This window comes from Ancylobacter radicis, assembly GCF_018449475.1.
GTDB lineage: Bacteria > Pseudomonadota > Alphaproteobacteria > Rhizobiales > Xanthobacteraceae > Ancylobacter > Ancylobacter radicis.
Genome location: NZ_JAHCQH010000018.1, coordinates 144,905 through 158,725 on the forward strand (window position 1 = coordinate 144,905; position 13,821 = coordinate 158,725).

10 protein-coding genes are annotated in these 13,821 nt (G+C 66.1%); 6 read left to right on the top strand and 4 right to left on the bottom strand.

Going from position 1 to position 13,821, the window contains the following annotated elements; genetic code table 11:
• Positions 1-121: 121 nt before the first annotated feature.
• From KIP89_RS14465 to KIP89_RS14490, 6 genes are all read left to right on the top strand, one after another.
• Positions 122-922 (top strand): ABC transporter permease, encoded by an 801-nt coding sequence (locus tag KIP89_RS14465; RefSeq protein ID WP_213756220.1) that lies wholly within the window; start codon positions 122-124, stop codon positions 920-922.
• 10 nt (positions 923-932) lie between these two features.
• Positions 933-2,384 (top strand): gamma-aminobutyraldehyde dehydrogenase, encoded by a 1,452-nt coding sequence (locus tag KIP89_RS14470; RefSeq protein ID WP_213756221.1) that lies wholly within the window; start codon positions 933-935, stop codon positions 2,382-2,384.
• 191 nt (positions 2,385-2,575) lie between these two features.
• A complete protein-coding gene (locus KIP89_RS14475) occupies positions 2,576-3,673 on the top strand; it encodes an efflux RND transporter periplasmic adaptor subunit (RefSeq protein ID WP_213756222.1) in 1,098 nt (365 codons plus the stop codon).
• Positions 3,674-3,683: 10 nt separating this feature from the next.
• Positions 3,684-6,758 (top strand): efflux RND transporter permease subunit, encoded by a 3,075-nt coding sequence (locus tag KIP89_RS14480; RefSeq protein ID WP_213756223.1) that lies wholly within the window; start codon positions 3,684-3,686, stop codon positions 6,756-6,758.
• A gap of 313 nt (positions 6,759-7,071) precedes the next feature.
• Entirely contained in the window at positions 7,072-9,273 is a 2,202-nt protein-coding gene (locus tag KIP89_RS14485) for a TonB-dependent hemoglobin/transferrin/lactoferrin family receptor (RefSeq protein ID WP_213756225.1), read from the top strand.
• Between the two features lie 37 nt (positions 9,274-9,310).
• Positions 9,311-9,892, top strand: a complete 582-nt coding sequence (locus tag KIP89_RS14490) for a biliverdin-producing heme oxygenase (RefSeq protein WP_213756227.1) — start codon at positions 9,311-9,313, stop codon at positions 9,890-9,892.
• A 57-nt stretch (positions 9,893-9,949) separates the two neighbouring features.
• On the opposite strand, the gene KIP89_RS14495 is transcribed toward KIP89_RS14490, so the two are convergent.
• The 4 genes from KIP89_RS14495 to KIP89_RS14510 all read right to left on the bottom strand — a co-directional run bounded on the left by KIP89_RS14495 (position 9,950) and on the right by KIP89_RS14510 (position 13,785).
• Positions 9,950-10,714 carry a heme ABC transporter ATP-binding protein gene (locus tag KIP89_RS14495; RefSeq protein ID WP_213756229.1) on the bottom strand — a complete coding sequence of 255 codons (765 nt, stop codon included), beginning with the start codon at positions 10,712-10,714 and terminating at the stop codon, positions 9,950-9,952.
• Between the two features lie 10 nt (positions 10,715-10,724).
• Complete coding sequence (locus KIP89_RS14500; RefSeq protein ID WP_213756230.1) at positions 10,725-11,813, bottom strand: FecCD family ABC transporter permease; 1,089 nt, start codon at positions 11,811-11,813, stop codon at positions 10,725-10,727.
• A gap of 19 nt (positions 11,814-11,832) precedes the next feature.
• The gene (locus KIP89_RS14505) at positions 11,833-12,750 is read right to left on the bottom strand and encodes a heme/hemin ABC transporter substrate-binding protein (RefSeq protein ID WP_213756232.1); all 918 of its coding nucleotides are present in this window, start codon (positions 12,748-12,750) and stop codon (positions 11,833-11,835) included.
• 147 nt (positions 12,751-12,897) lie between these two features.
• Positions 12,898-13,785, bottom strand: coding sequence for a carbohydrate ABC transporter permease (locus tag KIP89_RS14510; protein ID WP_250152501.1), 888 nt, complete (start codon positions 13,783-13,785; stop codon positions 12,898-12,900).
• Between the last annotated feature and the right edge of the window lie 36 nt (positions 13,786-13,821).

Here is a 13,821-nt window from a genome sequence, read left to right on the forward strand (position 1 = left end):
CCCTCCTTCCCTCATCCCCGGGCTTGACCCGGGGATCCATCGCGGCAGCGCAGGCTCCCGGCTCACTGGATCCCCGGGTCAAGCCCGGGGATGAGGGGCCATATGAAATCGGGAGCGCCCGATGACCCGCGCCTCGCTCCCCCTCAGAATCGCGGCCGTTGGCGGGCTCGCCTTCCTGCACATCCCGCTGCTGTTCATTCTGCTCTATGCCTTCACCACGGAGGAAAAGAGCTACGCCTTTCCCCCGCCGGGCTTCACGCTGAAATGGTTCGGCGTGGTGTGGGGGCGGGCGGATATCTGGGCGGCGGTCGGGCTGTCGCTGAAGGTGGCGACGATCGCCACCGTGCTGGCGCTGGTGCTGGGCACGCTGGCCGCCGGCGCGCTGGCGCGCACGCGCTTCTTTGGCCGCGAGCCGATCTCGCTGCTGTTCGTGCTACCCATCGCCCTGCCGGGCATCGTCACCGGCATCGCGCTGCGCCAGGCCTTCGGGCTGATGGAGATTCCCTTCTCCTTCTGGACCATCGTGCTCGGCCACGCGACCTTCTGCATCGTCGTCGTCTACAACAACGCAGTCGCGCGGCTGCGGCGGCTCTCGCCCTCGCTGATCGAGGCGTCGATGGATCTCGGCGCGGATGCGTTCCAGACCTTCCGCCTCATCGTGCTGCCGAATATCGGCACGGCGCTGCTGGCGGGCGGCATGCTCGCCTTCGCGCTGAGCTTCGATGAAGTCATCGTCACAACCTTTACCGCCGGCCAGCAATCGACGTTGCCGATATGGATGCTGTCCGAGCTGATCCGCCCGCGGCAGCGACCGGTCACAAACGTCGTCGCCGTCCTCATCATCATTGTCACCTTCCTCCCCATCCTCGCCGCCTACTATCTGACGCGCGAGGGCGAGGCGGTGGCCGGCTCAGGCAAATAGGAGACGTTTCATGGCCGCCCTATCCGACACGCAGATGCTCATCGGCTCCGATTTCGTCGCCGGCACCGAGACGGTGGAGAACGTCCTCAATCCGAAGACCGAGGAGACGCTGATCGAGCTGCCGGAAGCCTCGCCGGACCAGATCGACGCGGCGGTGAGCGCGGCGGACAAGGCGTTCCGCACCTGGTCGCGGAGCACGCCGGCCGAGCGGTCCTACATGCTGCTCAAGCTCGCCGACCGCATCGAGGCCGAGGCGGAGAGCTTCGCCACGCTGGAGGCGTTGAACTGCGGCAAGCCGCGCCACGCGGTGCTGAATGACGAGATTCCCGGCGTCGTCGACTGTTTCCGCTTCTTTGCCGGGGCCGCGCGCACGCAGCACGGCATGGTGGCGGGCGAGTACATGGCCGGGCACACCTCGATGATCCGGCGCGATCCGATCGGCGTCGTCGCCTCCATCGCGCCGTGGAACTACCCGCTGATGATGGCGGCGTGGAAGCTGGCGCCGGCGCTGGCGGGCGGCAATACGGTGGTCATCAAGCCCTCCGAGCAGACGCCGCTCACTCTACTGAAACTGGCCAGGATCATCGCCGACATCTTCCCCGAGGGCGTGGTGAATGTCGTCGTCGGCCGCGGCGAGAGTGTCGGCAACGCCTTGATCAACCACCCGAAAGTCTCGATGATCTCGCTCACCGGTGACATTGCCACGGGCAAGAAGGTGCTCACGGCCGCGGCGCGCACGGTCAAGCGCACCCATCTGGAACTCGGCGGCAAGGCGCCGGTGCTGGTCTTCGACGATGCCGACATCGACGCGGTGGTCGAGGGGGTGAAGATCTTCGGCTATTATAATGCCGGGCAGGACTGCACGGCCGCCTGCCGCATCTATGCCGGCGAGAAGGTCTATGAGAAGCTCGTGGCGGATCTCGCCTCGGCCGTCTCCGGCCTCAAATTCGGCCAGACGGACGACAGCCAGAACGATATCGGCCCGCTGATTTCCGCCCGCCAGCGTGCCCGTGTCGCCTCCTTCGTGGAGCGCGCCTCCGAGCTCAACCACATCGAGATTGCCACCGGCGGCAAGCTCGCGGGCGGGGCCGGCACCGGCAAGGGCTTCTTCTACGAGCCGACCGTGGTGGCCGGTGCGCTGCAGAGCGACGAGATCGTCCGCCGCGAGGTGTTCGGTCCGGTCGTCTCCGTCACCCGCTTTTCGGATGTCGACGAGGCGGTGGCCTGGGCCAATGACAGCGATTACGGCCTCGCCTCCTCGGTCTGGACGCGCGATGTCGGCAAGGGCATGGCGACCGCTTCGCGCCTGCAATATGGCTGCACCTGGGTGAACTGCCATTTCATGCTGGTGAGCGAGATGCCGCATGGCGGCCTGAAGCAGTCCGGCTATGGCAAGGACCTGTCCGCCTATGCGCTCGAGGATTACACGGTGGTTCGTCACGTCATGGTGAAGAACGCTTGAGCGGGAAGGCCGCGCGGCCTTCTGATCGCCATCGGCGCGGCGCCCGCAAAGGTGTATGTTCGTCCCGGCAAGCGCGAATGTGACCGGGCCGTGCTGAATGTGACGAAGAATTAAGTTGGCACGTCGCGCCGCGTCTGCTGTGTCGCAATATAAGCAATTCTACTTGCGACACAGCCAGCGAAGGGGTGCCTATGCGACGTGGGATTGGCCTGCTGTTCTGTCTCGCCCTTGTGGTGGGCGGCGGCGCCTTCGCCTACCAGAAGGGATGGCTCGGCGCCGGCCTTGCCAGCCTCCGGGGCGAAGCGGCCGCGCAGGAGCCCCGCGCTGCATCGCGCATCGCCGTCGAGGTCGCTCCGGCTCGCCAGCAGGACGTGACCACGGACATCCGGTCGATCGGCAGCCTGCAATCCGATGAATCGGTGAAAGTGGCGTCGGAAGTCGCCGGCCGTATCCAGGACATCCGCTTCCGCGAGGGCGAGCACGTCAAGGCGGGCGATGTGCTGGTGCAACTCGACGCGGCTCTGGTGAACGCTTCGATGGAGGAAACCGAGGCGCGTCTTGAGCTGGCCAAGGCCAATTATGAGCGCGCCCAGCGCCTTCAGCAGACCGGCTCCGGCACCGCCCGCGCGCTCGACGAGGCCCGTGCGGAACTCAACACCGCCAATGCCCTGCTTGATTCCCAGCGCGTGCAGATCGCCAAGCACACCATTACCGCCCCGTTCGACGGCGTGGTGGGTCTGCGCTCGGTCTCCCCCGGCGCCTATATCGCCGTCGGCACGGAGCTGGTGAACCTTGAGAAGATCGACCTGCTAAAGGTCGACTTCAAGGTGCCGGAAACCCAGCTCGGGCGCGTCGCCGTCGACCAGTCGGTGGATGTGATGATCGATGCCCTGCCGGGCCGCAGTTTCACCGGTACCGTCTATGCCATGGATCCGCTGATCGACGTCAATGGCCGGGCACTAAGCGTCCGCGCTCGCCTGCCCAATGCCGATCTCTCTCTCCGCCCCGGCCTGTTCGTGCGCGTCGTGCTGAAGGGCAAGGATGTGCGCAGCGCCGTCTTCGTGCCCGAAAGCGCCATTGTCCCGCGCGGGCAGGAGCGCCTCGTCTGGATCGTCGAGGATGGCAAGGCCGTGCAGAAGAAGGTGACGCTCGGCGCGCGCATCGCTGGCGAAGTCGAGGTCGTCAGCGGGCTTCAACCCGGTGCCACCGTTGTCACAGCGGGGCAGGGACGGCTGCGGGAGAATGCGGCCGTGGAGATTGTGAGCGCTCCGGCGGCTCCGCAGAGCTGAGGGCGGGACCATGGGCCTTCCTGAGATCTGCATCCGCCGCCCGGTCTTCGCGACGGTGCTCAGCCTGCTCATGGTTCTGGTGGGCATCGTCGCCTACACCCGTTTGACGGTGCGTGAATACCCAAACATCGACGAGCCGGTGGTGTCCGTGGTCACCACCTATTCCGGCGCCTCGGCCAGCATCGTTGAAAGCCAGGTCACGCAGGTTCTTGAAGGCTCCATTGCCGGCATCGAAGGCATCGATGTTCTCGAATCCACCAGCCGTTCCGAATCAAGCCGCATCACCGTGCGCTTCCGGCCCGAGATCGACCCGGACGTCGCCGCCAGCGATGTGCGCGACCGCGTGAGCCGCGTGCGCCAGCGTTTGCCGGACGAGATCGACGAGCCGGTCATCTCCAAGGTCGAGGCCGACGCCCAGCCGGTGGTCTTCGTCGTGTTTCGCTCCGACCGGATGAACGGGCTGGAACTGACCGATTATATCGACCGCTATGTGGTCGACCGGTTCAAGAACCTCACCGGCGTCGCCGACGTGCAGATCTATGGCGAGCGCCGCTATGCCATGCGGGTCTGGATCGACCGCGAGCGCCTCGCCTCCTACGCGCTGACCGTGCAGGACATCGAGGATTCGCTGCGCGCCCAGAATGTCGAGATACCCTCCGGCCGCATCGAGAGCGTCGACCGCGAGTTCAACGTGCTCTCGCGCACCGCGCTGTCCACGGTGGACCAGTTCAACGACATCGTGGTCAAGCGCGCGGATGGTGCGCAGGTGCGTCTGGGCGAGGTGGCCAAGGTCGAGCTTGGCGCGGCCGATGAGCGCCGGTCCAGCCGGTTCCAGGGCGCGCAGGCGATCATCGTCGGCATCATCAAACAGGCGGTCGCCAACCCGCTCGATGTGTCCTCGGGCGTGCGCGGCGTGCTGCCGGCGGTAAATCAGAGCCTGCCGGAAGGCATGAGCGCGACGATCGGCAACGACAATGCCGTCTTCATCGATCGCTCCATCAATGCGGTCTTCCACACCATCTTCGAGGCCGTCCTGCTGGTGGTGCTGGTGATCGTGGTGTTCCTGCGCTCCTTCCGCGCCTCGATCATTCCGATCGTCACCATCCCGATCTCGCTGATCACCACTTTCGCGATCATGTATGCGCTCGGATTCAGCGTGAACACGCTGACGCTGCTCGCCATGGTGCTCGCCATCGGCCTGGTCGTGGACGATGCGATCGTCGTGCTGGAGAACATCTTCCGGCATATCGAGCATGGCATGAAGCCCATTCCCGCCGCCATCAAGGGCTCGCGCGAGATCGGCTTCGCCGTGGTGGCGATGACGCTGACGCTGGCCGCGGTCTATGCGCCCGTCGCCTTCGCCTCCGGGCGTACCGGGCGGCTGTTTCTCGAATTCGCCCTGACGCTGGCAGGCGCGGTGCTGATCTCCGGCTTCATCGCCCTGTCGCTGACGCCGATGATGTGCTCGCGGCTGCTCAAGCACGAAGCGAAGCCGGGCCGGGTCTCCGCCTTCATCGAGCGGGGGCTGCGGGCGATGGAGAGTGGCTACCGGCGCTTCCTCACCCTCACGCTCAAGGTGCGCCCGCTGGTGCTGCTGGTGGCGCTGCTGGTGGCGGGGGCGAGCGGGGTGCTGCTCTATGTGCTGCCCTCCGAACTCTCCCCGGTGGAGGATCGCGGCGTGGTCCGCGTCACCGGCAGCGGGCCGGAAGGCGCCACGCTCTCCTATACGTCGCGCTACACGAACCAGGTCGACGGGATCCTGAACACGATCCCCGAAATGGACAGCGTGCTGATCATCAATGGCATGCCGGAGGTGCAGCGTTTCCTCGTCATCGGGCGGCTGAAGGATTGGGACGACCGGGAGCGTCGCCAGCAGGAAATCGTCGCGGCTACCTCGCCAAAGCTCCGGCGCATTGCCGGCGTGAATGCCTATGCGAACAATCCGCCTTCGCTCGGGGCATCCAACAATTCGCGGCCGATCGAGTTCGTGCTTCAGACCTCGGGCACCTATGAGGATCTGAACGAATATGTCGACCGCTTCCTCGATCGGGTGCAGGACTATCCGGGCCTGACCAGCGTCGAGAGCGACCTCAAGCTCAACAAGCCGGAAATCTCCATTACCGTCGACCGTGCCAAGGCCGCTGATCTGGGCATCGACGTCTCCGTGCTCGGGCGGACGCTGGAGAGCCTTCTGGGCGGGCGGCAGGTCACGCGCTTCGAGGTCGGCGGCGAGCAGTACGATGTCTATGTCCAGCTTGATGCGCAGGACCGCGCCTCGCCGGCCACGCTCGACACGATCTTCCTGCGCGCGGCGAGCGGGGACATGGTGCAGCTCTCCAATCTGGTCACGGTGCGCGAGACGGTGGCGCCGCAGGAGCTGAAGCGGTTCAACCAGCTCCGCTCGGCCACCATCTCCGGCAATCTCGCACCCGGCTTCGCGCAGGGCGAGGCGCTGGCCTTCCTTGATCAGACGGCGCGGGAGGTGCTACCGCAGACCGTGCAGACCGATGTGGCCGGCCAGAGCCGCGAATTCCGTGCGGCCGGCCAGAGCCTCGCCATCGTCTTCCTGCTGGCGCTGGGCTTCATCTATCTGGTGCTGGCCGCGCAGTTCGAGAGCTTCCGCGATCCCGTCATCATCATGCTCACCGTGCCGCTGTCGATGACCGGCGCGCTGGCGGCGCTCTATTTCACCGGTGGCACGCTCAACGTCTACTCGCAGATCGGCCTTGTCACGCTGGTCGGCCTCATCACCAAGCACGGCATTCTCATCGTCGAATTTGCCAACCAGCAGCAGGAAGCCGGACATGACCGGCGCGCCGCGGTGATCGAGGCGGCGGTGCTGCGCCTGCGGCCGATTCTCATGACCACGGGCGCCATGGTGCTGGGCGCGGTGCCGCTCGCGCTGGCAAGCGGGGCGGGCGCCGAAAGCCGCTCGCAGATCGGCTGGGTCATTGTGGGCGGCATGAGCCTCGGGACCCTCTTGACCCTGTTCGTGATCCCCACGGTCTACTCGCTGATCGGCCGCATTCACCACGTGGCCCATGCCGAGATCGCGCCGGGCCTCATCCACAGCCCCGCCGAATAGCCCCCTCGCCAGCTTCCTTCCCGCCAGTGTTGGCCCGCGCGTTCGGTGCACGCGCGGGCTTTTCTTTGCTGCCGTCCCTACAGTTTTGACCACGCCTTCTGTATAGTTGTTCTAATGAAGCTATCAGTTTGGATTTTTTCTACAAAGAAGGCTTTTTTGAAACTATTTAAACTATCAAACACATTGTTTGACTCAATGTTTTACTCAACCTAAGCAGTTGTTCGAGCGGAGGAGATGGATTCTCACTCTGAAACAGCTGACGCGCGGCGCCGCAGCCGCTTTCGTCCGGCGCCGGCCGGCTTGGGGACAACACATGACACGCACGCTCGGTCCAACCACCCTCCCCACCCTCAGCGTCTCGCTGTTGGCGCTGCTGGTCGCGGCGCCGGCCGTGGCGCAGCAGGCGGTCTCCACCGCGCAGGTGATCGCGACCGACGAGTTCGTGGAGCTGGACCCGGTGACCGTGGTGGCCACGCGGACCGAGGAAAGCTGGATCGACACGCTGGCCGCCGTCAGCGTCGTGCGGCCTGACGACATCGAGCAGATGATGCCGGTGCGTACGCAGGACCTGTTCCTGGGCATGCCGGGCGTCACCGCGATCCAGAACGGCAACTCCACCCAGACGGCGATCAATATTCGTGGCCTGCAGGATTTCGGCCGGGTTGCGGTCATTGTCGACGGTGCCCGCCAGAACTTCACCCAGCTCGGCCATGGCAATGGCGCCGGCACCTTCTTCGTCGAGCCCGGCCTCATCGCCGATGTCGACGTGGTGCGCGGCCCCGTGTCGAACATCTACGGCTCGGGCGCCATTGGCGGCGTGGTGACGATGCGCACCAAGGATGCCGACGACATCATCGCCAAGGGCAATAGCTGGGGCGTCGAGGCGGATGCCGAGGGGGCCACCAACGGGCCGATGGGCTACGGCTCGCTGCTCGCGGCCGCCCATGTCGGTCAGAATGTCGATGTGTTCTTCGGCGGCACCTACCGCAATCAGGACGACTACAAGGATGGCGACGGCAATGTCGTCGACGATACCGGCTACGAGACGTGGACCGGCATCGCCAAGGTCACGGTGCGGCCGGTGGATTTCCACGAGGTCAAACTGAGCTTCCTCAACTATGAGAGTCAGTACCAGACGAGCAACGATTCCTCGTCCACCTCGACAGCCTACCAGACCGAGGTCGCCAACCGCTCGCTCACGCTGAGCTGGGATTATGAAAACCCGGACGACAACCTGTTCGACTGGAGTTCGGCGGTCTACTGGAACCAGGTCGATGAAGATCAGGTGAAGGTGCGCGGCAGCTCGAATCCGATCACCGGTGCCATTGGCGATCCGCGCAGCTTCGTCATCGACACGGTTGGCTTTGACGTCAACAACACCAGCCGCTTCGAATGGGCTGGCATGGAGAACGCCATTACCATTGGCGGCGATTACTTCCACGATGATGTCGACAACACCGATGATTACGGCTTCGGCGACGGTTACAATCCTTCGGGCGAGCGCGGGGTCGGTGGTGCCTTCGTGCAGTGGAAGGCGAATTACTCGACCTGGCTCGAGGCCATCGCGGCGCTGCGCTATGACGCCTATTCGCTGAGCTCGGATGATGGCGGCACGAATGGCGACCGCGTGTCGCCCAAATTCACCCTTGGCATCACGCCGGTGTCCTGGCTGACCTTCTACGGCACCTATGCGGAAGGCTATCGTGCCCCGTCCGTTACCGAGGCACTGGTGAGCGGGCCGCATCCGCTGCCGACCACCGGCACCGGCGAGCTGTTCGACTTCGTGGCCAACCCCAACCTTCAGGCGGAAGTCGGCAAGAACAAGGAAGTCGGCATCAACATCAAGCAGGATGACCTGTTCGTTCCCGGCGACCGCCTGCGCATGAAGGCCAATTACTACCAGAACGATGTCGATAATTACATCGAACTGGTGGAGTACGGCCCGGCCAATACATTCTATGTGTGCCCGATCCCGTCTCGCCCCACGGTCTGCTTCCCCTCCAGCAACAGCTATTCCTTCGCGCAGTATCAGAATGTCGAGGAGGCGCGGCTGCGCGGCTTCGAGTTCGAGGGTAGCTACGATGCGCGCAAATGGTTTGTGAAGCTGTCGGGCCAGACCACGGAAGGCGAAGTAACGGCGGGTGAGGATGCCGGCCAGCCGCTCTCCAGCATTCCGCCGGACCAGATCACCACCACGCTGGGCTTCCGGTTCCTTGAGGAAAAACTCACCCTCGCGGTCAGCTGGACGGCCGTGGCGGCGGTGACGGCGGCGGATCTGCCGGACAATTCGGTCTACGATCCGACCGACAGCTTCAATCTCGTCAGCCTCTATGCGGGCTATCAGCCGAACCCCAATACGCTGTGGCGCCTCTCGGTAGAAAACCTGCTGGATGAACAATACACCCAGTATGAGAATTTCCTCCCCAGCGCGGGGCTGACCGTCAAGGCAGGCTTGACGATCCGCTTTGGCGGCGGCGAAGTGGCGCAGGCCTCGCCCGCTCTCATCACCAAGTGAGCGCGGCAGTCCGAACAGAGGTGTGAAAGCGAACACAATGACGATCGTGACGGATATGCAGCCCGACAGCCGTGCCAAGCGGTTCAAGGCGGCGACGACGGCGGCGCATGAGATGGTGGACACCACCGTCATGGGCGCCAAGCCCTTTGCCAGCCGGGAGAATTACGAACGCTTCCTGCGCTTCCAGTATCGGCTGCACCGCCATGTCGAGCCGCTCTATGCCGCACCGGAGCTACAGGACCTGCTGCCGGGCCTTGCCGATCGCTCGCGGCTCGATCCGCTGGAGCAGGACTTCGCTGATCTCGGTCTGACGCTGCCGGAGGCCGGGTTCGGTCCCGTGCTGCCAAAGGCAGAGGCGCTCGGTTGGCTCTATGTGGTGGAAGGCTCGAACATGGGCGCGGCGTTCCTTGCCAAGGACGCGGCCAGGATCGGCTTCTCCAGCGCGTTCGGCGCGCGCCATCTTGCCGGCCATGCCGATGGGCGCGGCCTGCACTGGCGCCGCTTTACCGCCGGGCTTGATGCGGTCGATCTGACGGAAGCCGAGGAGCGTGAGGCGGAAGCCGCGGCCACGGCGGCGTTCAATCATGTGCTGGAGATCGTCCGGCAGGAAATGCTCTGAGATCAGCGACGGCAAAACGCGGCCCGGCGGCATAGACCCGCCGGGCTGTTTTCCTGTTCAGCCTTGCACCGATTGCGGCAGCAGGAAGGGCGCCTGCGGGGCCCAGCCGATCCGCCCGCGCACCCCGTAAAGCGTCTCGATGACCGCATCGGTGAGAACCTGCTGCGGGGCTCCTTCCGCGAGCACGGTTCCTTCCTTCATCGCCACGATCACGTCGGCCGCCATGGCGGCGAGGTTGAGATCGTGCAGCACCGCCAGCACGCCGACGCCGTCAGCCGCGGCGAGCTTGCGCATATGGCGCACCACGAGCAGTTGCTGGGCAAGGTCGAGGCTTGCCGTGGGTTCGTCGAGCAGCAGATAGCCGGGGCGCGTGCCGCCGGCGAGCTGGGCCAGCGCCCGCGCGATCTGTACCCGCTGGCGTTCGCCGCCGGAGAGCTGCTCATAAAGCCGCTCCTCGAAGCCGCCGAGGTCCACCTCATCCAGCACCTGGCGGATCACCGCCGCGCGTGAGCGGCCCTCCGGCGTGCCGATGCTGACGACCTCTGCCACGGTGAAGGGAAAGGCGAGCTGCGCGTTCTGTGGCACCACCGCGCGCAGCCGGGCGAGTGCCGCCGGACGAAGCCGGTGAATGTCCGTTCCGTCGAGGTGCACCTCGCCGGCATGGGGACGCTGCTCGCCCGACAGGATCTTCAGCAGGGTCGATTTGCCGGCACCATTGGGACCGATCAGCACCGTTACCCGACCGGGCTGGACGAGTGCATGGGCGCCGCTCAGCAGGCGTCGCCCGCCGGCGTGGAAATGGATGTTGCGCGCTGCGTACATCGGGCGCTCGCTATCCGAACAGGGCCGCACGCCGCTTCAGCAGCAGGCCGATGAAGAAGGGCGCGCCGAGAGCGGCGGTAACCACCCCGAGCGGCAGCTCGGCCGGGCTGGCGAGGGTGCGGGCGAGGACATCGGCCCCCAGCAGCAGGGCCCCGCCGAGCAGAGCCGCTGCCGGCAGCAGAACCCGGTGTCCCGGTCCCAGCGCGAGGCGTATGAGGTGTGGCACCACCAGACCGACAAAGCCGATGACCCCGGCGACGGCCACCGCCGCCCCGGTGCCCGCCGCGATCGCCGCGATGGCGAGTGCTTTGGTGCGCTGGACATCGACGCCGACATGGAAGGCTTCGGCCTCGCCCAGCGCCAGCGCGTCGAGCGCACGCCCGAGCCGCGCGGCAACCAGCCCCAGCAGGGCGATGAAGGGCAGCATGCTCACCACCTTGTGCCAAGTGGCGCCGCCAAGACTGCCGAAGGACCAGAAGGTGAAGTCGCGCAATTGCTGGTCCGAGGCGAGGAACACCATCAGCCCGGTGCCGGCGCCGGCCAGCGCGCCGATGGCGATGCCGGCGAACAGCATGGTCGGGATGGAGGTGCGCCCCTGATGGGTGGCGATGGCATAGAGCGCGAGGGTCGCGATCAGCGCGCCCGTGAAGGCCATGAGCGGCAAGCCAAACTCCGCCAGCGCCATCGGCAGCAGCGGCGCGATGTGGGCGCCGAGCACGATCCAGATCACCGCCGCCAACGCCGCGCCGTTCGAGACGCCGATCAGCGCGGGGTCCGCCAGCGGGTTGCGGAAGATACCCTGCATCAGCGCACCCGCCATGGCGATGCTGGCGCCGACCAGAAGCCCGAGCAGGGTGCGCGGCAGGCGGATGTCGAGCACGATCACCGTCTCGCGCAGCTCAAGGCCGACCGGGCGCATGCCGCGGAACGCGCCGATCAGAATGTCCGTCACCCGGCCCGGCGCGATGGTGACCGGGCCGATGGCAAGCGAGGCGAGCACGGCGAGCACCAGCAGCAGGGCGCACAGCAACAGGCCCATTTGGCTGCTGACAAGCCAGCGAACCCGCACCGGGCGCGCGCGTGCCGCCCGGTCGCTCATGGGAGCCTGCGCGCCTGGCTCACCGGGCCGACGTCCAGGGATGGGCGGGCATCGGGGGCAGGTCGAGTTCGGGATAGATCAGCGCGGCGAGGTCGCGGGCCGCCTGCGGCGTGCGCGGACCAAAGGCGAGCAGATAGCCGCCATCCATCCGGTACAGCCTTTTGGCGGTTGCCGCCGGGGAGCCGGCAAAGGCGGGCATGGCCGCCACCGTCTCGTCCGTGAGGGCGTGGTTGCGATCCTGCATGAGGAGGATCGCATAGGGCTCGGCGCCGAGGATCGCCTCGTCCACCGCCGGCTTGTAGCCATTAATGGCCCGCATCGCGTTCTCCACTCCCGCAAGGGCGAACATGGCGTCGGCGCTGGTGTGGGCGCCGCCGACCACGGGTGCGGTGCCGGAGGCGGACAGCACGAAGGCGGCGCTGCGCGGCGTGGTGATGCGCGCACGCAGGGCGGCCAGTGTCGCGAAATCGCGCTCCACCGCGCCCGCGACCTCCTCCCCGCGCTCCGTCACCCCCATGAGCGCGGCGACGCGGCGGATATTGGCGATGACGGTCGCGGGATCGCGCGCCTCGGGAATGGTCTCGACGGGGATGGCGGCAGCCTTCAGCACCGTCACCGCGTCCGGCGGGCCGGCGCCGTCCAGCGCGATGATCAGGCTCGGGCCGACCGAGAGCACCCCCTCGGGAGACAGCGCGCGGATATAGCCGACATTCGGTTTTTCCTTGAGCGCCTGCGGCGGGTAGGTGCTGGAGGTGTCGACCGCCACCACGCGCTCGCCCAGCCCCAGCGCGTAGAGGATCTCCGTCACCGCGCCGCCAATCGCCACGACGCGGCCGGTGTCCGGCGGGGTCTGCGCCCGCGCGGTGGCCGGCAGCAGGGCGAGGGCGAGCGCCAGCAGGGTCGCGGGCAGCGGGAAGGCGAAGGCAGGGCGCAGCATGGCTCATCTTCCACAGCGGGGATGACGGCTCCGGCCCCTCGACGGCGCCGGCACTGGCTGCTGATAGACCCTCGGGCGGCGAGCGCGAAATGATATTTGGATGAGGCTAAATAATTGGAATTGTTCGAATAAAAATCAATGCGCGGTTCAGCGCCGGCGCTCCAGCACGGCGAAGAACAGGATGGTGAGGCCGAGCACGATCAGCAGCAGCACGAAGGAGGCGGCGGCGCCCTCATTGAGGTGCAGGCCGAGAAAAGCCCGGCGATAGGCGAAGAAGCTCAGCACTTCCGTGGCGTTGCCCGGCCCGCCCTTGGTCAGGATATAGGGCAGGTCATAGGTGCGGAATTCGTTGATCAGCTGGATGATGACGGCGATCGCCGCCACTGGCCGCAGCATGGGCAGGGTGATGTACCAGAACTGCTGCAGGGCGGTGGCGCCATCCACCTCGGCCGCCTCATAGGGGTCGCGCGGCAGCGCGGCGAGGCCGGCGGCGAGGATCAGCACCACGAACGAGGTCTGCTGCCAGATGTCGATCGCCGCCATGGTCCACAGCGCGAGGCCGGGATCGCCCAGCCAGTCGATGCGCGGCAGGCCGAGGCTTTCCATCAGCTGGTTGGCGATGCCGAGATTGGGCTGCAGCAGCATCCGCCAGATCAGCGCCACGCTCACCGGGGACATGGCCATGGGGATGGTCAGCACGGCGAAATAGACCGGCTTCATGGTCACCGTGCGGTTGAGCATCAGGGCGATGCCCAGCCCGATCACGAACTCGCCGACAACGGTGACGAGCGAGTATTTGACGGTCAGCCACAGCGCGCCCCAGAACATCGGGTCGCTCATGACGATGACGAAGTTGCGCAGGCCGACCAGCGGAAACAGCGAGGGCTTCAGCAGGGTTAGCGAGGAGACCGAGATGACGGCGGCATAGACCAGCGGAAAGCCCATGACGATGGCCAGGGTGAGCAGGCCCGGCGCCGCAAAGGCCCAGCCGGTCCGCCAGTCACGATCCGCGAAGCCGAGCACCCGCATGGTCATTATTCCGTCTGTGAAGGTCAGAAAAGACGGTGCGCC